Source organism: Halomonas sp. (genome assembly GCF_052095765.1).
GTDB lineage: Bacteria > Pseudomonadota > Gammaproteobacteria > Pseudomonadales > Halomonadaceae > Halomonas.
Map to the genome: position 1 here is coordinate 15,449 of NZ_JBQDJZ010000008.1, position 18,328 is coordinate 33,776.

At 55.5% G+C, this 18,328-nt stretch carries 15 protein-coding genes and 1 pseudogene; 4 read left to right on the forward strand and 12 right to left on the reverse strand.

Annotated elements, in window-relative coordinates; genetic code table 11:
- Positions 1 to 393 precede the first annotated feature (393 nt).
- Together ACTH3D_RS02200 and ACTH3D_RS02205 are read right to left on the reverse strand one after the other, a co-directional pair.
- Positions 394 to 1,152 (reverse strand): creatininase, encoded by a 759-nt coding sequence (locus ACTH3D_RS02200; protein ID WP_441664794.1) that lies wholly within the window; start codon positions 1,150 to 1,152, stop codon positions 394 to 396.
- A 143-nt stretch (positions 1,153 to 1,295) separates the two neighbouring features.
- Positions 1,296 to 2,504 carry a M24 family metallopeptidase gene (locus ACTH3D_RS02205; protein WP_441664796.1) on the reverse strand — a complete coding sequence of 403 codons (1,209 nt, stop codon included), beginning with the start codon at positions 2,502 to 2,504 and terminating at the stop codon, positions 1,296 to 1,298.
- A gap of 606 nt (positions 2,505 to 3,110) precedes the next feature.
- Between ACTH3D_RS02205 and ACTH3D_RS02210 the strand changes: the two genes are divergently transcribed.
- On the forward strand, positions 3,111 to 3,620 hold the full coding sequence (locus ACTH3D_RS02210; RefSeq protein WP_441664798.1) for an invasion associated locus B family protein: 510 nt from the start codon (positions 3,111 to 3,113) through the stop codon (positions 3,618 to 3,620).
- 206 nt (positions 3,621 to 3,826) lie between these two features.
- Here ACTH3D_RS02210 and mtgA read toward each other — a convergent pair.
- The 3 genes and pseudogenes from mtgA to ACTH3D_RS02225 form a co-directional block, all read right to left on the reverse strand.
- Positions 3,827 to 4,531, reverse strand: a pseudogene (mtgA, locus tag ACTH3D_RS02215) (monofunctional biosynthetic peptidoglycan transglycosylase).
- 208 nt (positions 4,532 to 4,739) lie between these two features.
- Positions 4,740 to 5,591 (reverse strand): S-formylglutathione hydrolase, encoded by an 852-nt coding sequence (gene fghA / locus ACTH3D_RS02220; protein ID WP_441664846.1) that lies wholly within the window; start codon positions 5,589 to 5,591, stop codon positions 4,740 to 4,742.
- 75 nt (positions 5,592 to 5,666) lie between these two features.
- Positions 5,667 to 6,776, reverse strand: a complete 1,110-nt coding sequence (locus ACTH3D_RS02225; protein WP_441664800.1) for an S-(hydroxymethyl)glutathione dehydrogenase/class III alcohol dehydrogenase — start codon at positions 6,774 to 6,776, stop codon at positions 5,667 to 5,669.
- A 118-nt stretch (positions 6,777 to 6,894) separates the two neighbouring features.
- Between ACTH3D_RS02225 and ACTH3D_RS02230 the strand changes: the two genes are divergently transcribed.
- A complete protein-coding gene (locus tag ACTH3D_RS02230) occupies positions 6,895 to 7,764 on the forward strand; it encodes a LysR family transcriptional regulator (RefSeq protein WP_441664802.1) in 870 nt (289 codons plus the stop codon).
- Between the two features lie 112 nt (positions 7,765 to 7,876).
- Here the strand turns inward: ACTH3D_RS02230 and ACTH3D_RS02235 are convergent, their stop codons facing one another.
- The 6 genes from ACTH3D_RS02235 to ACTH3D_RS02260 form a co-directional block, all read right to left on the reverse strand.
- On the reverse strand, positions 7,877 to 8,860 hold the full coding sequence (locus tag ACTH3D_RS02235; protein ID WP_441664804.1) for a branched-chain amino acid ABC transporter permease: 984 nt from the start codon (positions 8,858 to 8,860) through the stop codon (positions 7,877 to 7,879).
- Positions 8,861 to 8,862: 2 nt separating this feature from the next.
- Positions 8,863 to 9,750: a branched-chain amino acid ABC transporter permease gene (locus ACTH3D_RS02240; protein ID WP_441664806.1), complete on the reverse strand. Its 888-nt coding sequence runs from the start codon at positions 9,748 to 9,750 to the stop codon at positions 8,863 to 8,865.
- Positions 9,751 to 9,805: 55 nt separating this feature from the next.
- Entirely contained in the window at positions 9,806 to 11,026 is a 1,221-nt protein-coding gene (locus ACTH3D_RS02245; protein ID WP_441664808.1) for an ABC transporter substrate-binding protein, read from the reverse strand.
- Positions 11,027 to 11,143: 117 nt separating this feature from the next.
- Positions 11,144 to 11,890 carry an ABC transporter ATP-binding protein gene (locus tag ACTH3D_RS02250; protein WP_441664810.1) on the reverse strand — a complete coding sequence of 249 codons (747 nt, stop codon included), beginning with the start codon at positions 11,888 to 11,890 and terminating at the stop codon, positions 11,144 to 11,146.
- Positions 11,887 to 12,657 carry an ABC transporter ATP-binding protein gene (locus tag ACTH3D_RS02255; protein ID WP_441664812.1) on the reverse strand — a complete coding sequence of 257 codons (771 nt, stop codon included), beginning with the start codon at positions 12,655 to 12,657 and terminating at the stop codon, positions 11,887 to 11,889. The genes ACTH3D_RS02250 and ACTH3D_RS02255 overlap by 4 nt, the downstream gene beginning before the upstream one ends.
- A 290-nt stretch (positions 12,658 to 12,947) precedes the next feature.
- Positions 12,948 to 14,327, reverse strand: a complete 1,380-nt coding sequence (locus tag ACTH3D_RS02260; RefSeq protein WP_441664814.1) for an L-serine ammonia-lyase — start codon at positions 14,325 to 14,327, stop codon at positions 12,948 to 12,950.
- Positions 14,328 to 14,556: 229 nt separating this feature from the next.
- On the opposite strand from ACTH3D_RS02260, the gene ACTH3D_RS02265 reads away from it, so the two are divergent.
- Complete coding sequence (locus ACTH3D_RS02265) at positions 14,557 to 15,471, forward strand: LysR substrate-binding domain-containing protein (protein ID WP_441664816.1); 915 nt, start codon at positions 14,557 to 14,559, stop codon at positions 15,469 to 15,471.
- A 101-nt stretch (positions 15,472 to 15,572) separates the two neighbouring features.
- On the forward strand, positions 15,573 to 16,226 hold the full coding sequence (locus ACTH3D_RS02270; RefSeq protein ID WP_441664818.1) for a hypothetical protein: 654 nt from the start codon (positions 15,573 to 15,575) through the stop codon (positions 16,224 to 16,226).
- Positions 16,227 to 16,378: 152 nt separating this feature from the next.
- Here the strand turns inward: ACTH3D_RS02270 and rpoD are convergent, their stop codons facing one another.
- Positions 16,379 to 18,217 carry an RNA polymerase sigma factor RpoD gene (rpoD, locus tag ACTH3D_RS02275; RefSeq protein WP_441664820.1) on the reverse strand — a complete coding sequence of 613 codons (1,839 nt, stop codon included), beginning with the start codon at positions 18,215 to 18,217 and terminating at the stop codon, positions 16,379 to 16,381.
- Positions 18,218 to 18,328 lie beyond the last annotated feature (111 nt).

Here is an 18,328-nt window from a genome sequence, read left to right on the forward strand (position 1 = left end):
CCTACTCGACGGCTACGGGTCTGAGCGCACGATAAATTTTGAATAGCCACTTACGATAAGCGCGATAATCGCTACCGGCGGAAGAAACTGGATAATCAGTCGGCCAACAGGTGGAAGGTCACGACCTGTAGATCGAGGGATTTCGACTGCTCCGGGAGACTCCGTTTCTTTCACGGGCTTCTCGTTATTATTCGGCATTTCTATCTCTCCACCGTGGTTTCAGTGCTACGCTACGCCCTTCTCTTCACACTAAGCAGCTCACTCTATATACTTAAAGCAAAGAACGGCAGTTGTTTTTATTTAAAACCAAACCACTCTATAAGCAGCGGCCTATTTTTAACGGAAAAATGTCACCTTTCTATACGAAAGAAAAATAAATTGACAGTCAGCGCTTTAATTTAGATGTTTCACTATGCCTTCTATACATTCATCAAGAATCAGCTTTCCTTTTTCTGCGGTCGCCTTCACTGGGGAAGACAATGTACCCGAAGGTGCAATCCATGAGGGATCTGAAGGGAAGACATCATAGGGAGGGAATGTGGCCGGCTCGACATCAACAGCCTTTGTCATATCGACCAACTCTGGATGAATTTTCAACATGATAGATGTCTCAAGGACTCCACCATGCTCAATCGCCCAGCCGGTAAATCCATCAGGGAACACTTTAGAAATAGTATCATCGCTAATAAAGTCCCAGTATGAAAGCAAATAAACCTTAACTTTCATCCCGCGAAGCTCGCAATGATTTACCAGCTTATCAGCCGCTTCACACAGGTAAACAGAGTTCTCGAAATGCCCATTAACTAAAATAAACTCTCGGTTTCCGTGATTGACATAGGCCAGCAATACATCATATACATACTGTTCAAGGGAACTTCCAGAAACACAGGTCGTGCCTGGAAAAAAATTCCCACCCCCGGACTTCACCTGTGACTTATATCCGTAACTGATGGCTGGCGCCACCAGCATTTTATTACCTTTCTTCGCGACCTGCTCAGAAATATAGCTTGGGATAAGCACATCGGGATTAAGCGACATATGCGGACCGTGCTGTTCAATGGCACCGACTGGAAGGATAATCTTGCAGTCTCCACTCTCAGTGATTTCCTTGTAGGAAACCCAGTCCATATTCTCAATTTTCACGTCTTTCATCTCAGCCACCCCTAGCGTCAATCATGTTTATATTTGGAGTCTTTCTATTGATCAGATGCTTTTGATCTGGCATGCAACAAATATCACAACAACAGATAGTGGTGAAAAAGGGGAGCCATGCTCCCCTTTTTAATTTTAACTATTTACTTAATGATGTTGTGCTCCGGCCCATACGGGAAACCGGTGATATTATCTGCGCCGTGCTCGTTGAGCACTAGGATATCGTGCTCACGGTAACCACCGGCACCCGGCAGACCTTCAGGAACCGTGATCATCGGCTCCATAGAGACCACCATATTGGGCTCGAGCACTGTATCGATGTCTTCACGCAGCTCGAGGCCGGCTTCACGACCATAGTAGTGGCTCAGGGTACCGAATGAGTGGCCGTACCCGAAGGTGCGGTACTTCAGCAGGTCGTACTTGGCGAAAATCTCATTGAGCTCATGAGCAATATCGCTGCAGCGCGCACCCGGCTTGATCAGCTCCTGCCCGCGAGTATGCACTTCGCAGTTGACTTCCCACAGTCGCAGATGCTCATCGGAAGCGTGTTCAAGGAACATGGTGCGTTCCAGTGCCGTGTAGTAGCCCGAGATCATCGGGAAGGTGTTCATGCTGAGAATATCGCCGGGCTGGACACGGCGGCTGGTTACCGGGTTGTGAGCACCATCGGTATTGATACCGGACTGGAACCACACCCAAGTATCCATCAGCTCGCTGTTGGGGTAAGTCTTGGCGATTTCGCGCACCATGGCGCTCTGACCGGCCAAAGACACTTCGTACTCGGGCACGCCAGCGGTGATGGCATCACGTATGGCAACGCCGCCCACGTCAGCAACGCGAGCGCCCTGACGAATCAGCGCGATCTCTTCCGCCGATTTGATCATGCGCATTTTCATGGTCGGCTCGCCGATATCGACCAACTGAACATCACCCAGCGCACTAAGCAGCTTCTGCTGGTACTGTAGGGTCAGGTGATCGAACTCCACACCAACACGCTTCTTGCCCGCGCACAGCTGCTTTACGGCCTTGAAAAAGTTATCTTTCTGCCAATCGGTATAGACGATATTGTCGCCCAGCCGGTTGCGCCGATAGGGCTGACCGCCGTCGATATTGGCCGTCACTGTGGTGAAGGTGTCCTGGGTAACCACCAGACCGTACTCTCGCCCGAACTTGCAATAGACGAAATCGCTGAAGTAATTGATATTGTGGTACGAAGTAAAAACTACGGCCTCGACACTCTCGGCGGCCATATAAGCGCGCAGTCGCTCAAGACGTCCTTTCATCTCGGTGTCCGAGAAAGTAGGGACGACCTTGTCGCCGTTGGGAATTTCGATGAGTGATGGCAGCTGCATGTTGTTCTCCTGACTTCTGTTTGTTCGCGACCGTCGAATGTTTCGACCGGTTGTTCCCTGACGCTCGAAGTACGCTAAAGTAGTCGCACCTTTTCGCATCTGAACCAGCCAGCTGATAAACGAGGGCAACAAGGCGCTCTTATCTTTCGCTGTCCCTGATGACTATCGGCAGAGCACCACAGCAAGGCAAATTACAACTCCAAATGCACTCATTTGCGACACAAAACTATTTAAAAATCAAATAGATATAAACATAAAACAGAAAACACAACCGACAAAAGAAGCAAAAGAAACAGGGTGAAACGGTCCAGCAGCACAAAGCTCACCGATCGTGTTGACTTTAGCCTCGGCAGTAGTGTCGGCTTTGATCTAGCGATGGCCTGCGCCATGCAGGTCACTGTCCTTCACATTTATCCGTCTACTATCAAACCTTCAGGACTCGACCTGAGTAAAACAAGCAGGCATCCTAGTCAGCATCGCACTACTTGCGAGCTGAAGTTTTTCATCTGCTCTGCTTGTTGGTGCGAGTGCTTTCACTCCATCATGATCCATACAGCTGTTGTTACTCAGCCACTTTGCGTTCCATCACAAGGAGTTAACTCTGTAATGTCTATCCGTTCCATACGGTATCTGAGCCTGTTTGGACTGCTCGCTCTGCTCAGCTTGCTTCCCGTCGCCTTCGCCCAATCGAACAATGCCAATGTGACCACTGAGCAGATTCAGGACTGGCAGGTCGAGTGCCCCACCACCGGCGGCCGCTGTGCTATGTCACAGCTGGTCAACAATCCTGCAGACAACCAGCCGCTGATGCGAGTTGTTGCGATGTATCCTGAGCAGTTTGACGGCGCGGCCTTGACCTTTCTGGTACCGCTGGGCGTGATTCTTGCTCCGGGCCTCGAACTGACCGTTGATGGCAGTGCAGCTGCTGCTTTCCCTTACCAGAGCTGCCAGCCAGGCGGCTGCCGTGCCGACCTGCCAGCCCAGCCAGAGCTGCTTCAGCGCCTGCGTGGCGGAAGCGTGGCTACACTGAGCTTTATTGATCCCAATGGCATGCAGCGCGACCTCGACTTTTCCCTGTCAGGCTTCACTGCAGCACTCAACCGTATCGCACCCTGAGTGCTGACTGACGGCGCGCATTGCGGATACCGTCTTCTGCACAACACATTGAGGCCTCGGCAAATGCCGAGGCCTCAATGTGTATAACAGGCACTTTATATCCAACAGCACCTTGCAGACATACATATCCCGAATACTTTCCGGACACCTTAAGAACAGCTCCCTAGCTATTACAGCAACAGCTTAAGCAACTATTTAAGTAACAACTAGAGTCGCTTGAGATAAGCTTGCCCACCAAGGTTGCTCATCTGCTGTCGAATCCACCGGGCACGGCGTTCGACATGAGCCGAAGGATGCGAGGCACTCCACGCTCTCGGATTAGGAAGGATGGCAGCCAGGCGGCTGGCCTGCAACACGCTCAGCTGGTCAGCGCTGTTACCATAATAGTGCTGAGATGCGGCTTCCAGGCCGAAGACGCCATCATCCCACTCGGCAACATTGAGATAGACCTCGAGGATACGCTCCTTGGGCCACACGGCTTCAATCAGCAGGGTGAACCAAACTTCCAGCAGCTTGCGAACCCAGCTACGCCCTGTCCACAGGAAGACATTCTTGGCGGTTTGCTGAGACAAGGTGCTAGCACCGCGTAGCTTATCCCCCTGGCGGGCATCAACAATGGCACGCCGCAGTTCGATAAAGTCAATACCGCGATGCGAAGGAAAGCGCTGGTCTTCAGAGGCAATCACCGCCAGCTGGGCATTGGGGGACAGCGCACTGAGTGGTCGCCACTGTTGCTGCTGGGTGACCCACTCACCGCTCACTAGTGACTGAACCGTGCGCTCCAGCATCACCATCGACTAAGGCAGCGGTACAACACGCAGCATCACTACCACCAGCACCGAAAAGGCAACCCAGCCCAGTAGCGCCAGCACCAGCCAGCGCGCGATCCTCCTGATCAATGCGCCCATCACAGCCTACCCGTCAGATGAGCCCTTACACTGAGCCCGATGATTATAAAGACAGCAACCCCATCAGCAAGCATGAACACCCGCCGAGCGCGGCCACAACAGCCACTGATGGTAGCACGCTGGTTATCAACGCAACACGCCGCCCGAAGGCGGCGTGTTGCGGTCTGAACTGCATGTTGTGATGCGCTTCCTACATGCCCTGTTTCAAGGGTCAACGCGGGGCAAACAGCCGTTCGGCATGATAGCGGAGGTGGTCATCGATAAAACTGGCGATGAAGAAATAGCTGTGATCATAGCCCGGCTGACGACGCAGCGTCAGCGGATGATCATGCTCGGCACAAACCGCTTCAAGCCGCTCAGGGCACAGCTGCTCTTCAAGGAAATTGTCCGCCTCGCCCTGATCAATGAACAGCGGCTGCTGCGAGGCCCCCTTTGCCACCAGTTCACAGGCATCGTACTGGGTCCACTGGGTCGTATCCTCACCGAGATAGCCAGTAAATGCCTTGCGGCCCCAAGGACTCTGGGTCGGATTGACCACCGGCGCAAACGCCGAAACCGAGCGATAATGGCCCGGCCGACGCAGCGCCATGATCAGTGCGCCATGGCCGCCCATGGAATGGCCGCTGATCGACTCGCGCCCATTAACCGGAAAGTGCTGGCGGACTATCGACGGCAACTCCTCGGTCACATAGTCATACATGCGGTAGTGGCCCTTCCAGGGCTCACGGGTCGCATTGACATAGAACCCAGCCCCGGACCCGAAATCATAGCTGTCATCCTCGCCGGGCAGATCAAGCCCGCGCGGGCTGGTATCCGGACACACAATAGCGATACCCAGTTCAGCAGCCATCTTCTGGGCTCCGGCTTTTTCCATGAAATTGGCATCGGTGCAGGTCAGCCCAGACAGCCACCACAGTAGCGGAACCCGCTCATCTTCTGCCTGGGGCGGCAGGTAGATGGCAAAGATCATCTCGCAGTCCAATGCCTTGGAGCGGTGCCGATAACGCTTGTGCCAGCCGCCAAAGCTGCGATTGGCTGAGACCAACTCGATATGTGCCGTCATGGTCATGCTCGACTCTCCTTAACTCAACAACGTGACTGAACACCCGGGACCAGGGAAGCCGGAGCGCCTCGTCAATCAATAGTGCAGCACAGTGCGAATACTCTCGCCGCGGTGCAGCAGATCAAAAGCTTCGTTGATCTTCTCGAAAGGCATATCGTGGGTAATGAAATCGTCAATATTGATCTCGCCTTTCATGTAGCGATCGACGTATTCCGGCAGCTCGCTGCGCCCTTTCACACCGCCAAAGGCAGAGCCCTTCCAGACCCGACCGGTGACCAGCTGGAAAGGCCGCGTGGAAATTTCCTCACCGGCGCCAGCAACGCCAATAATCACCGATTCACCCCAGCCCTTGTGGCAGCACTCCAGAGCCGAGCGCATCACGTTGACGTTACCAATACACTCGAAGGAATAGTCAACCCCGCCGTCCGTCATGTCGACGACCACTTCTTGAATCGTTCCCGAATGGTCCTTGGGGTTGACGAAGTCAGTGGCGCCGAACTGCTTAGCCAATGTGAACTTGTCGGGATTAGTGTCAATGGCAATGATGCGGGCAGCTTTGGCCATCACGGCCCCCTGGATTACCGCCAGGCCGATGGCGCCGAGGCCAAAAACTGCAACAGTGGACCCCGGCTCTACCTTGGCCGTATTCAACACGGCGCCGATGCCTGTGGTGACGCCGCAGCCCAGCAAGCAGATCTTGTCCAACGGTGCTTCGGGTGACACCACCGCCAGCGACACCTCAGGCACCACGGTATATTCACTGAAGGTAGAGCAGCCCATGTAATGATGCAGCGGCTTGCCATCCAGGGAGAAACGGCTAGTGCCATCAGGCATCAGGCCTTGACCTTGGGTAGCACGCACAGCTTGGCACAGGTTGGTTTTGCCAGACAGGCAGAATTTACACTGACGACATTCAGCGGTGTACAGCGGAATGACATGGTCACCGGGACGCAGGCTGGTAACGCCCTCGCCCACCTCTTCAACAATGCCCGCCCCTTCATGGCCCAGCACCGAGGGAAACAACCCTTCAGGGTCGGCGCCGGAAAGTGTGAAGGCATCGGTATGGCAAACACTGGTCGCGGCCATGCGTACCAGCGCTTCGCCGGCCCGTGGCCCCTCGACGTTGATTTCAGCCAGCTCCAACGGCTTGCCGGCTTCCAGTGCAATAGCAGCACGTGACTTCATAGTGTGACCCTCAGGTTGCTTGACTTATCTAACAGTCTACGCGATACCCACCAATAGTATAAACTGCATCAAACACATCACATTATTGCTCACAGGCAACAATCGAGGAGTTAACATCGTGCAACGATGGGATCGCATCGAGGCTTTCGTCGAGGTAGTGCGACATGGCGCTTTCAATTCTGCCGCCGAGCACCTCAAAGTATCCAGCTCTCATGTTAGCCGCCTGGTCAGTCAGCTAGAGAGTCATCTGAGTACCACATTACTCTACCGTACTACCCGGCGCATTCGCCTGACGGAGGCCGGCGAACTCTACTATCAGCGCTGTTATCACCTGTTTGAGGCATTTCACGAGGCCGAAGCTGCCGTTAAAGAACTGCAGGAACGGCCGATGGGCTTGCTCAGCCTGACCTCGGCCACCACCTTCGGCGAGCGTTTTCTGGCTCCCTTGGTCAATGACTTCATGCTGCTGCATCCGCAACTGAACGTGCGTCTTTACCTGACCAACCGGCAAGTGGACATTATCGATGAGGGCTACGACATTGCCATCCGTATGGGAGCGCTGAACGACTCGACATTCATCGCTCGGCGCTTATGCGAGCGACGCGAATATGTCGTGGGCTCGCCCGACTACTTCACACGCTACGGCCAGCCACACACCTTGTCAGAGCTATCACGGCATCGCTGCCTAGTGGGCTCGCGCACCCACTGGCGTTTTGATGTCGACGGCCTACGCCGGGAAATCCGCGTGGATGGCCCCTTGCAGGGCAACTCAGGCAGCGCACTGCTCGATGCCACGCTCAAGGGGCTCGGTCTTGCTCAGCTGCCCGACGACTATGTTAATACCTACCTAGCCAACGGCCAGCTGACCAGCGTACTGGACAGCTACCGCCATAGTGATACCGGGGTCTGGGCCGTATACCCACACCACCGACACCGCTCGCCTAAGGTTCGTCAATTTCTCGATTTTCTGGTCGAACACATCGCCTAGGCGCCGCCGACAAGCGTTGAACGAAGCTCGTCACAAGCAGACTCTGTCCTTTATCGGTGTAGTGTTTACATTACGATGATGCCGCCAGGCTCTCAGACTTAGCCGATATTATTTACTTGAAGTTTTTGCGCACCATCTTGTTGATCTCACCAACAATCCCGCTACGGAATGCCAGCACGCAGAGCACGAAGATGACACCAAGCACCACGCTGACCCAGTTGCCCAGCGGCGACTGCGCAAGCTGGTGCTGAAGACTGACCACCAAGCCTGCGCCCAACAAGGGGCCAAACAGCGTTCCCACCCCGCCCAGAAGAGTCATCAGGATCACCTCACCGGACATATGCCAACTGGCATCCGTCAGCGAGGCTAACTGGAAGACTATCGTCTTTGTCGAACCGGCCAACGCTGCCAGCCCGGCCGACATGATGAAGGCAACCAGCTTGTACGCATCCACATTGTAGCCAAGCGATACAGCGCGCGCTTCGTTCTCACGAATGGCTTTGAGTACCTGGCCGAATGGCGAGTGCACTGTCCGTTGGATGATTGCAAAACCGATCAGGAAAACCACAAACACGAAGTAGTACATTGACAGGTTGTTGTTCAGACTGATCACGCCAAATAGATCACCGCGCGGTACACCGTGCAAGCCATCCTCGCCTCCGGTAAAAGGCGCCTGGATATAGACAAAGAACATCAGCTGGGCCAGCGCCAGGGTCACCATGGCGAAATAGATGCCCTGCCGCCGGATCGACAGAACGCCGAACACCCCCCCCAGCACCAGTCCGGCCAGGGTGCCGGCCAAAATACCCAGTTCAGGCGTGATGCCCGGATAGCTCGAGAGCAAATAGCCCGTCACATAGCCGCCCGTAGACAGGAAGGCCGCATGGCCGAAAGACAGCAAACCGGTATAACCCAGCAACAGGTTGAAGGCACAGGCAAAGAGTGCAAAGCACAGCACCTTCATCAGAAACACCGGGTAGGCAACAAAAGGCGCAACAAGACCCACACCGATAAGTACAGCATAAAGCCCATAACGGCGCATATCAGCGCGCCGCTGAAGCTTCATGGAGGGAGTTAATGCCCGAGAACTCGCCATGGTCAAGCCTCCTTACCAAACAGGCCGGCAGGCCGTATCAACAGCACCAGAATCATCACCACAAAAATCACGGTACTGGCTGCCTCCGGATAGTAGACCTTGGTCAGTCCTTCGATCAGCCCCATACCAAGGCCGGTCAGTACAGCACCGATGATAGAACCCATGCCGCCAATCACCACAACGGCGAACACCACAATCAGCAGATTGGACCCCATGGTCGGCGACACCGGATACAGCGGCGCGGCCAGCACCCCAGCGAAAGCTGCCAGCGCTACACCAAAACCATAGGTTAACGTGATCAGCAACGGCACATTAACGCCGAAGGCCTGCATCAGCGCCGGGTTTTCAGTACCAGCCCGTAGATAAGCACCCAGCCGCGTGCGCTCGATCATGTACCAGGTGAACAGACAAACCACTAGCGCAGCACCCAGCACCCAAGCGCGATAGGTGGGAAGGAACATGAAGCCCAGCTGGAAACCGCCCTGTAGCGCTTCGGGCGTCGGATAACGTGCGCCGGAAACACCAAAGAAGTTGACCAGGGTTCCCTCAAAAATCAGCGCCAGCCCAAACGTCAGCAACAGCCCATAGAGGTGGTCCAGATGGGCAATGCGGCGCAGCAGCAAACGCTCGATCAGCATGCCGAACACCCCCACCACCAGCGGTGTCACGACCAAGGCCACCCAGTAATTTATGCCCAGGTACTGCATGCCGAGCAGCGTTGTGAAGGCACCCAGCATATACATGGCGCCGTGGGCAAAGTTGATGATTTTCAACAGCCCGAAGATCACCGCCAGACCCAGGCTTAACAAGGCATAGAAGGCCCCGTTGATCAGCCCCAGCATCAGCTGCCCCATGAATACCGCCAAGGGCACCCCGAATATCATCGTCATTTCAGGTATCTCCCGTCACAGAAGCGGCGACCCATGCCGCCGCCTCTGTGCAATTTCAATTATTGACTAACTTGCACTCGCTTTCGGAAAGCGGACGGAAGGCTTCTTCAGCAGGGATAGTAGAAAGAACTTCATAGAGGTCCCAGTCATGGGTCGATTCTTCCGGCGACTTCACCTTAACCAGGTACATATCGTGGACCATACGGCCGTCTTCACGAATTCGACCATTGCGGGCGAAAAAGTCGTTAATCGGCTTCTCAGCCATCGCCTGACGCACAGCCACGGGGTCATCGCTACCCAGTTCGGCCACGGTATTCAGGTAATGCGTAGTGCTGGAATAGATGCCCGCGTGGACCATGCCAGGCATGGTGCCCATGCGCTCGTAATAGCGCTCGGCCCACTCGCGGCTTTCGTCATCCATGTTCCAGTACCAGCCAGTGGTCAGCAGCAGACCCTGAGTGGTTTCCAGGCCCATGGCATAGATATCGTTAAGGAAAACAATCAGACCGGCAAGCTGCTGACCGGCCTGGACCACCCCGAACTGGCTGGCGGTATTGATTGCATTGACGGTATCCGCACCGGCATTGGCCAACCCGATGATCTTGGCTCCGGAGCCTTGCGCCTGAAGGATGTAAGAAGAAAAGTCATTGGTCGGGAATGGGTGACGTATGCTGTCAACGATGGTGCCCCCGTTCTCTTCGACCACTTTGGTGACGTCTTCCTCCAGCGCATGGCCAAACGCATAGTCTGCGGTGAGAAGAAACCAGCTATCACCGCCCTGATCGACAATCGCCTTGGCGGTACCGTTAGCCATCGGATAGGTGTCATAAACCCAGTGGATATGGGTGGGAGCACAGTGCTCGTCCGTGATGCTGGAAGCCGCTGAGCCGGAAACAATCCCCAGGCCATTTTTCTCTTCGATCACCTTGAGGGCAGCGATGGAGACCGACGACGCTACCAGGCCAGCCACCATGTCGACATTGCGCTCATCAAGCCACTCGCGCACGGTGCTGGCGCCCACATCGGCACTGTTACGGTCATCGGCACTGAAAATCTCAATCGGCACGCCATTGACGGTGCCGCCAAAATCCTCAACGGCCATCTTCAGCGCCTCGAGGCCACCTGGCCCCGCCAGATCCCGGTAGCCACCAGACATATCGGCCAGATAACCAATACGCACTTCGTTATCGCTCATATCAGCCTGGGCACCGCTGGCCATCAAGGTGGCGGCGGCAACGGCAATGCTGCTGGTCAAGGTCTTCTTGATAAACGTCATGTAGCGCTCCTGTGCCCCATATGGGCTATTTTGTTGATGTTGTTGTGGATACTGCTTAACGAATCGTGACGTATCATTCACGTCGCAGGTGCCAATGATCACGGGGTCTGAGTTAATTCAGACCCCGAGCAAAGTATTCAGATGCTCACGCCGGGATGGCAACTCGGCGGCGGAGATCTCCTCGATGATGCGGCCATGCTCCATCACGAAGTGACGGTCGGCCAGGGGGGCGGCGAAGCGGAAGTTCTGCTCGACCAGCACGATGGTCATGCCGCGCTCCTTGAGTGCGACCAATACCTCGCCCAGCGTTTGATTGATCACGGGCGCCAGGCCTTCGGTGATTTCATCGAGTAGCAACAACCGTGCTCCAGTGCGCAGGATGCGTGCCAGAGCCAGCATCTGCTGCTCGCCGCCAGAAAGCTTGGTGCCTTGGCTGCGTCGCCGCTCATAAAGGTTGGGGAACATCGCGTAGATCTCATCAAGACTCATCCCGCCTGAGCGCACTGTAGGTGGCAGCAGCAGGTTCTCCTCAACGTCGAGACTGGCAAAGATGCCACGCTCTTCAGGGCAATAGCCGATGCCCAGGCGAGGAATGCGATGGGGCTTCATGTCCAGCGTCTCGTTGCCATTGACGGTAATCGACCCCGTGCGACGCCCCACCATGTTCATGATGGCTTTGAGTGTAGTGCTGCGCCCAGCCCCGTTACGGCCAAGCAGGGTCACCAGCTCACCCCGCTTCACGTCGAAGTCAACACCGTGCAGGATATGTGACTCGCCGTAGTAGGCATGCAGATCGCGGATGCGCAGCATCTCGCCGCCCTGGGTGTCGTGAAATTCGTGGGATACCTCGGCAGTCGCCTTCATGCGCTGGCCTCCTCATCAACTTCGGTGCCCATGTAAGCCTCGCGGACCAGCGGATCCTGGGACACCTGCTGATAGTCGCCCTCGGACAGCACGCTGCCACGGGCCAGTACAGTGATACGGTCGCATAGCCGACTAACCACACTGAGGTTGTGCTCCACCATCAGCACGGTGCGCCCTTTAGCCACACGCCGGACCAGCTCGACAATGCGATCAACATCCTCGGCACCCATGCCCTGGGTGGGCTCATCAAGCAGCATCATGACCGGATCCATGGCCAGCGTAGTCGCCACTTCCAGGGCGCGCTTGCGGCCGTAAGGCATTTCTACGGTCAGCACATCAGCATATTCCTCCAGACCGACCTCTTCGAGCAGCTCCATGGCGCGATCATTGAGGTGATCAAGGGAACGTTCGGACTTCCAGAAATGGAACGATGTGCCCATAGGCCGCTGCAGGGCCACACGCACGTTTTCCATAGCAGTCATGTTGGCGAACACTGCCGATATCTGGAAGGAACGCACCAGCCCCTGCCTGGCAATCTCGTTGGCCTTGAGGCCCGTGATCGCCTTGCCGCGGTAGAAAATCTCGCCTCGGGTGGGTGGCAGAAACTTAGTCAATAGATTGAATACGGTAGTCTTTCCGGCCCCGTTGGGGCCGATCAGGGCGTGGACATGTCCTTCCTGAACTTTCAAGTCGACACTGTCCACGGCGGTAAAGCCGCGAAACTCCTTGGTCAGACCACGCGTCTCAAGCATGAACTCCTGGGTCATGTGGCATCCTCTCGGCATCGCCATGGCGATCCGTCATACGAGTCATTGTTATTAGTAGGTGCAGGCACAAGAGCCACAACCTTACGTTAACGTAAACTAGAGGACGATGACGTACAGAGCAACTGTTTGGGCACAACACTCGACCAATGGGCTAGAAAACCCGCTTATCTACCTCTATATAAATCACCTGAAAATAAAGGCGCGCCGCTAATGCGACGCGCCTTTTAGCACAAACCAGAACCAGATCCTGAGCCCTGCAGGGCAGCGCGGATTAGTTGGAAAAGAGCGACTCAGCACTCGATAACATTGACCGCCAGCCCACCCTTGGACGTTTCCTTGTACTTCTCCTGCATGTCCGCCCCGGTATCGCGCATGGTGCGAATCGCCTGGTCCAGCGAGACAAAGTGTTCGCCATTGCCACGTAGCGCCAGCTGCGTGGCATTAATCGCTTTCACGGCAGCCATGGCATTACGCTCGATACAGGGCACCTGCACCAGCCCGCCTACCGGGTCACAGGTCAGCCCAAGGTTATGCTCAAGGCCGATCTCTGCGGCATTCTCCACCTGAGTAGGCGTACCACCCAACACCTCAGTAAGCCCAGCCGCTGCCATGGCACAAGCAGAGCCCACCTCGCCCTGGCAACCAACTTCTGCGCCAGAAATGGAGGCATTCTTCTTGCACAGTATTCCTACCGCCGCCGCTGCCAGCAGGAAGTCCACTACGCAACGCTCATCAGCATCGGCCTGAAACTTCATGTAGTAATGCAGTACCGCAGGAATGATACCAGCCGCCCCATTGGTTGGAGCTGTCACCATACGTCCACCGGCCGCATTCTCTTCATTGACTGCCAGAGCAAAGACGTTAACCCAGTCCATGGCCGAAAATGTGGTAGAGATCAGACTGTCATCCTGCTCCGTCGCCTCCAGACGCCGATATAGCTCACCAGCGCGCCGCTTTACGTTAAGCCCCCCGGGCAGCACGCCCTCACCCAGATAGCCCTGTTGCACACAATCCTGCATGGCCTCCCAGATACGCCACAACCCGTCACGGGTCTCCGCCTCGCTGCGCCAGACCTTCTCGTTTTCCAGCATCAGCTCGCTGATACTCAGCCCATGCTCCTGACACATCGCCAACAGCTCGTCACCGCTATTGAAGTTGAAAGGCAGTACGGTGGAATCGACATCCAGGTCGCCCTGGGCGGCCTGCTCCTCGTCGATCACGAAGCCACCACCCACGGAGTAGAAGATCTTGCGATACAGTTCCTCGGCATGGCCATGGGCGATCAGGGTCATCGCATTGGGGTGATATTCAAGGCTTTCATCGTTCCACTGCAGATCCCGCGTCCACAGGAAAGGTATCGGTAGGTGCCCATCCAGCATCAGGGTGCCAGACTCCTTCAACTCTTCGATGCAAGGCACGACTATCGCTGGATCAATTGCATCTGGCTGCTCCCCCATCAAACCCATGATCACTGCGCTGTCAGTATTATGTCCCTTACCAGTGGACGACAGCGAACCATGGAGATGGACTTCGATGCGAGCTACGCGCTCGAGCAGATTCTGCTCTCGCAGCAGCTGCACAAAATCAAACGCAGCCCGCATCGGGCCCACCGTGTGTGAGCTGGACGGACCGATACCGATCTTGAATAGATCGAAAACGCTGATAGCCATTGGGAGGAGCCTCTCTTGTACTGCCGGACAACCGGCCTCACTGTTCTTATGGTGTGTTCTTAATATTCGTTTCGTCACTTCTGCAGCCGGACACAGCAGCGGGGCTAAAGCTTTAATTGCTTTAGCCCCGCGCGGATCCAGCCATATCCCTGCAGAAACACCATGCTGGAGAGAAAACCACTCTTCAGCAATCGATTAATCCTCCCTTTCGGTATAGTATTTCTAAATCATGAGCCAACTCGTCAATGCTAAAACCCATGCCTGGCTGAAAGTTTTCGCTGTCAGCGCACGCCACCTGTCTTTCACCCGGGCGGCAGAAGAGCTACACGTAACCACCGGAGCCGTCAGCCAGCAGATAAAACAGCTGGAAGAACGCCTTGGCTTCAAGCTGTTTCGTCGCCTGCCAAGACAGCTGGCACTGACAGAAGAAGGTAGACGCCTAGCTGATATAGTAGAAGAGGCCTACCAATCTGTAGGCATGGAAGTGAAGCGCTTGAAAAGCGGCGTGATGAGCGGCGTAATTCGTTTACGCTCGGTGCCCTCGTTTCTGCACAAGTGGCTGATGCCGCGCCTACCACGCCTACAGGCGCGCTTTCCCGACATCGAGTTACACGTCCGCGCCGAGGACAGCAGCGTGTCGCTGCGTGAAGGAGATTATGATCTGGCACTTGATCTCAACGATGGCCACTACCCGGGGCTCTCGATTACCCCACTCATGGAAGAAGTCATTTTCCCGGTCTGTGCCCCGTCGCTGCTCAAAAACCGCCCGTCGCTGCGTAACCCAGAACACCTGGCCTGGTATCCGCTACTGCATGACATCACCGCCTGGCGCGGCAGCCATGACCATGCAGAATGGGAGCATTATCTGAACGCCATTGAGGCACCCCAAACCAATGTCCGTCGTGGTTACACATTCAATCGCAACCACCTGACCATGGAGGCCGCCATCGCCGGCATGGGAGTGGCTATTGCTCGCCAAACCCTGATCCGCGGCGAAATCGACAGCGGCCGATTAATTACACCGTTCAGCCAGCGAGTTCCTACTGGCATGCACTACGGCATCGTGCATGCCTCAGGCGCACTAGACGACCGACGAGTACGGGCAGTACACGACTGGATCGTGGAGGAAGCACAACGCGCCTGAACGACTTGGCTGACTCGCCAACCCTGTGGCCTCAGCAGACAAAAAGTTGGAAATTTTATACACTTGCCATTCATTAGCAATCTAATTAATAGCGCATACTCATGCACAATCCCGCTGCTTACCAGCCACCACCACTGCGTTTTTGCCACCTTTTCGCACGCGCAAGCCTCTATATTCTGTTTATTGCCGCCCTTGGCCAAGGCATCTACCTCGAGGCACTTTACTTTCCTGCGCTGCGCTTTACGGAATACGGTTTTACCGAGCTCACCCAGACCACGCTACTGGTCGTCACGTCCGCCCTGCTGCCTTACACACGACAATGGCTTAAGGTACTTCCCGGCATCACTTTGCTGATGCTGGCATTCATCGTGTCATCCCTAATACGTGGACAGAACCATTTCCTGGACACCCTGGTAGCGCCCCATGTGTGGAAAGTGCTGGTCACGCTGGTGATTGCGCCCATTGTCTATCGCGTAATTCGTGATCGACATGGCTTCAGCAAGGAGTTTAGCCAGTATGCCAACAGCTTCTCTTTCGGCATCTTTGCTGCCGGCGTCCTAACCACCTATGTGTTTTCACGACTCTATGGGCGCAGCAAGCTGTGGGAGGCAATACTCCAGGATAACTATGTCCGCACATTCAAGGACGCAGCCGAAGAGTCAATAGAACTGCTGGGCTACGCCCTAATCCTAATTGCCGTCATTGAAATGCTTATCCTGGCCAAACACTGGGCTCGCCAGCGCAACCTGAACTGAACTAAACGGCCACCCTACTCTTGCTCTGCTACACCCGACCCAACGTAGCTTCAGATAACCACCCCAAACGACAACACCCGCAGCGCCGGACAGCGTTGCGGGTGTTGTCTGTGACTCAACCAGTGTTGAGCGCTAGCGACTACTCATCGCGACTACTCATCAAGAAAAGAGCGCAGCGGTTCGGAGCGTGACGGATGACGCAGCTTACGTAACGCCTTAGCCTCGATCTGACGGATTCGCTCGCGGGTCACGTCGAACTGCTTACCCACTTCTTCCAGGGTGTGGTCGGTGTTCATGTCGATACCGAAGCGCATACGCAGCACCTTGGCTTCACGGGCGGTCAGCCCGCCCAGCACGTTGCGCGTTGCCTCGATCAGGCCTTCATCTGTCGCTGAATCCATTGGCATCAGCACAGTCACGTCTTCGATGAAATCACCCAGGTGGGAATCGTCGTCATCACCAATGGGCGTCTCCATGGAGATCGGCTCCTTGGCGATCTTGAGCACTTTCCGCACTCTGTCCTCGGTCATCTCAAGACGCTCGCCCAATTCTTCCGGCGTCGGCTCGCGCCCCATCTCCTGTAGCATCTGACGCGCCACGCGATTGAGCTTATTGATGGTCTCAATCATGTGCACCGGAATACGGATGGTGCGCGCCTGGTCGGCGATAGAGCGGGTGATGGCCTGACGGATCCACCAGGTGGCGTAGGTTGAGAACTTATAGCCGCGGCGATATTCGAATTTGTCCACCGCCTTCATCAGGCCAATATTGCCCTCCTGGATCAGATCAAGGAACTGCAGGCCACGGTTGGTGTACTTCTTGGCAATCGAGATCACCAAACGCAAGTTAGCCTCAACCATTTCCTTCTTGGCGCGACGCGACTTGGCCTCGCCAATCGACAGACGGCGGTTGATCTCCTTGATCTCACTCACCGGCAGGCTGACCATTTCTTCCTCGAAAGCTACCTTGCGCTGTGCGCGCTGGATATCGGCCTTGAGCGGCAGTAGCCGGTCAGCATAACGAGAGTTCTCCGCAATAAACTCGTCAAGCCATTCCTGACGCGCTTCATTGCCAGGGAATGCCTTGATAAAGGCCCTACGCGGCACACGTGCCTTTTTAGTGCATAGCTGCAGCACTGCGCGCTCCTGCAGGCGCACTTGCTCAACGCTGATACGGATCTGACCCACCAGCCGCTCGAAATGCTTGGGTACCAGCTTGATCGGCGAAAACAGTTCTGCGAGGCGCTCCAGCTCTACCTGCGCCTGCTCGCTGTGTCGACCATGTTTTTCAATGGCTGCCTGGGTAAGCTTGAGCTCGTCACGAATCTGCTCAAAGCGCGCCCGGGTTTCCTCCGGATCCGGACCACCGGCTGGCGCTTCTTCTTCTTCGTCATCTTCACCGACGATTTCATCGTCGTCGTCGCTAATTTCCGGCTCGGGCTCTTCAGCCTCTGCAACGCCCGGCGTTCCCTCATCCGGGTCAATGAAGCCTGAAAACAGGTCGGTCAGTCGCCCTGGGGCCTCTTCATCCTGGGTGGCATCGTAGGCCTCAAGAATCGACTCTACCGCGCCAGGCACATAGGCCAGCGCTGCCATGACCTCACGGATACCCTCTTCGATCCGCTTGGCGATCTCGATCTCGCCTTCACGGGTCAACAGGTCTACCGTACCCATCTCACGCATGTACATGCGTACCGGATCAGTGGTACGTCCGACATCGCTTTCCACAGCAGCCAGCGCCGCCACGGCCTCTTCGGCCGCCGAATCATCGGTGGAATTGTCAGACATCATCAGGGTGTCTTCATCAGGGGCAACTTCAACGACTTTGATACCCATGTCGTTGATCATACCAATGATGTCTTCCACCTGATCGGGGTCGGCGATATCCTCGGGTAGATGATCGTTGACTTCGGCATAGGTCAGGTAACCCTGTTCCTTGCCGCGCGCGATCAGCTCCTTCAGACGCGACTGTTGCTGCGCATTTCCAGCCATAGAAACCCTATCTCGACGAAGAAGAATGAAGCACTGACTAAAGTGGTGTAGAACTCAACAAGCGCGATAGTATAGCGGATACCACTATGTTCACGCCAGTTTGTGTATTTT

What these genes read in the sequence shown, in the direction of transcription:
- ACTH3D_RS02200 (WP_441664794.1), bottom strand. Translation starts at nt 1,152, where the DNA reads ATGAAAGACGTGAAAATTGAGAATATGGACTGGGTTTCCTACAAGGAA.
- ACTH3D_RS02205 (WP_441664796.1), bottom strand. Translation starts at nt 2,504, where the DNA reads ATGCAGCTGCCATCACTCATCGAAATTCCCAACGGCGACAAGGTCGTC.
- ACTH3D_RS02210 (WP_441664798.1), top strand. Translation starts at nt 3,111, where the DNA reads ATGTCTATCCGTTCCATACGGTATCTGAGCCTGTTTGGACTGCTCGCT.
- fghA (WP_441664846.1), bottom strand. Translation starts at nt 5,591, where the DNA reads ATGACGGCACATATCGAGTTGGTCTCAGCCAATCGCAGCTTTGGCGGC.
- ACTH3D_RS02225 (WP_441664800.1), bottom strand. Translation starts at nt 6,776, where the DNA reads ATGAAGTCACGTGCTGCTATTGCACTGGAAGCCGGCAAGCCGTTGGAG.
- ACTH3D_RS02235 (WP_441664804.1), bottom strand. Translation starts at nt 8,860, where the DNA reads ATGGCGAGTTCTCGGGCATTAACTCCCTCCATGAAGCTTCAGCGGCGC.
- ACTH3D_RS02240 (WP_441664806.1), bottom strand. Translation starts at nt 9,750, where the DNA reads ATGACGATGATATTCGGGGTGCCCTTGGCGGTATTCATGGGGCAGCTG.
- ACTH3D_RS02245 (WP_441664808.1), bottom strand. Translation starts at nt 11,026, where the DNA reads ATGACGTTTATCAAGAAGACCTTGACCAGCAGCATTGCCGTTGCCGCC.
- ACTH3D_RS02250 (WP_441664810.1), bottom strand. Translation starts at nt 11,890, where the DNA reads ATGAAGGCGACTGCCGAGGTATCCCACGAATTTCACGACACCCAGGGC.
- ACTH3D_RS02255 (WP_441664812.1), bottom strand. Translation starts at nt 12,657, where the DNA reads ATGACCCAGGAGTTCATGCTTGAGACGCGTGGTCTGACCAAGGAGTTT.
- ACTH3D_RS02260 (WP_441664814.1), bottom strand. Translation starts at nt 14,327, where the DNA reads ATGGCTATCAGCGTTTTCGATCTATTCAAGATCGGTATCGGTCCGTCC.
- ACTH3D_RS02265 (WP_441664816.1), top strand. Translation starts at nt 14,557, where the DNA reads ATGAGCCAACTCGTCAATGCTAAAACCCATGCCTGGCTGAAAGTTTTC.
- ACTH3D_RS02270 (WP_441664818.1), top strand. Translation starts at nt 15,573, where the DNA reads ATGCACAATCCCGCTGCTTACCAGCCACCACCACTGCGTTTTTGCCAC.
- rpoD (WP_441664820.1), bottom strand. Translation starts at nt 18,217, where the DNA reads ATGGCTGGAAATGCGCAGCAACAGTCGCGTCTGAAGGAGCTGATCGCG.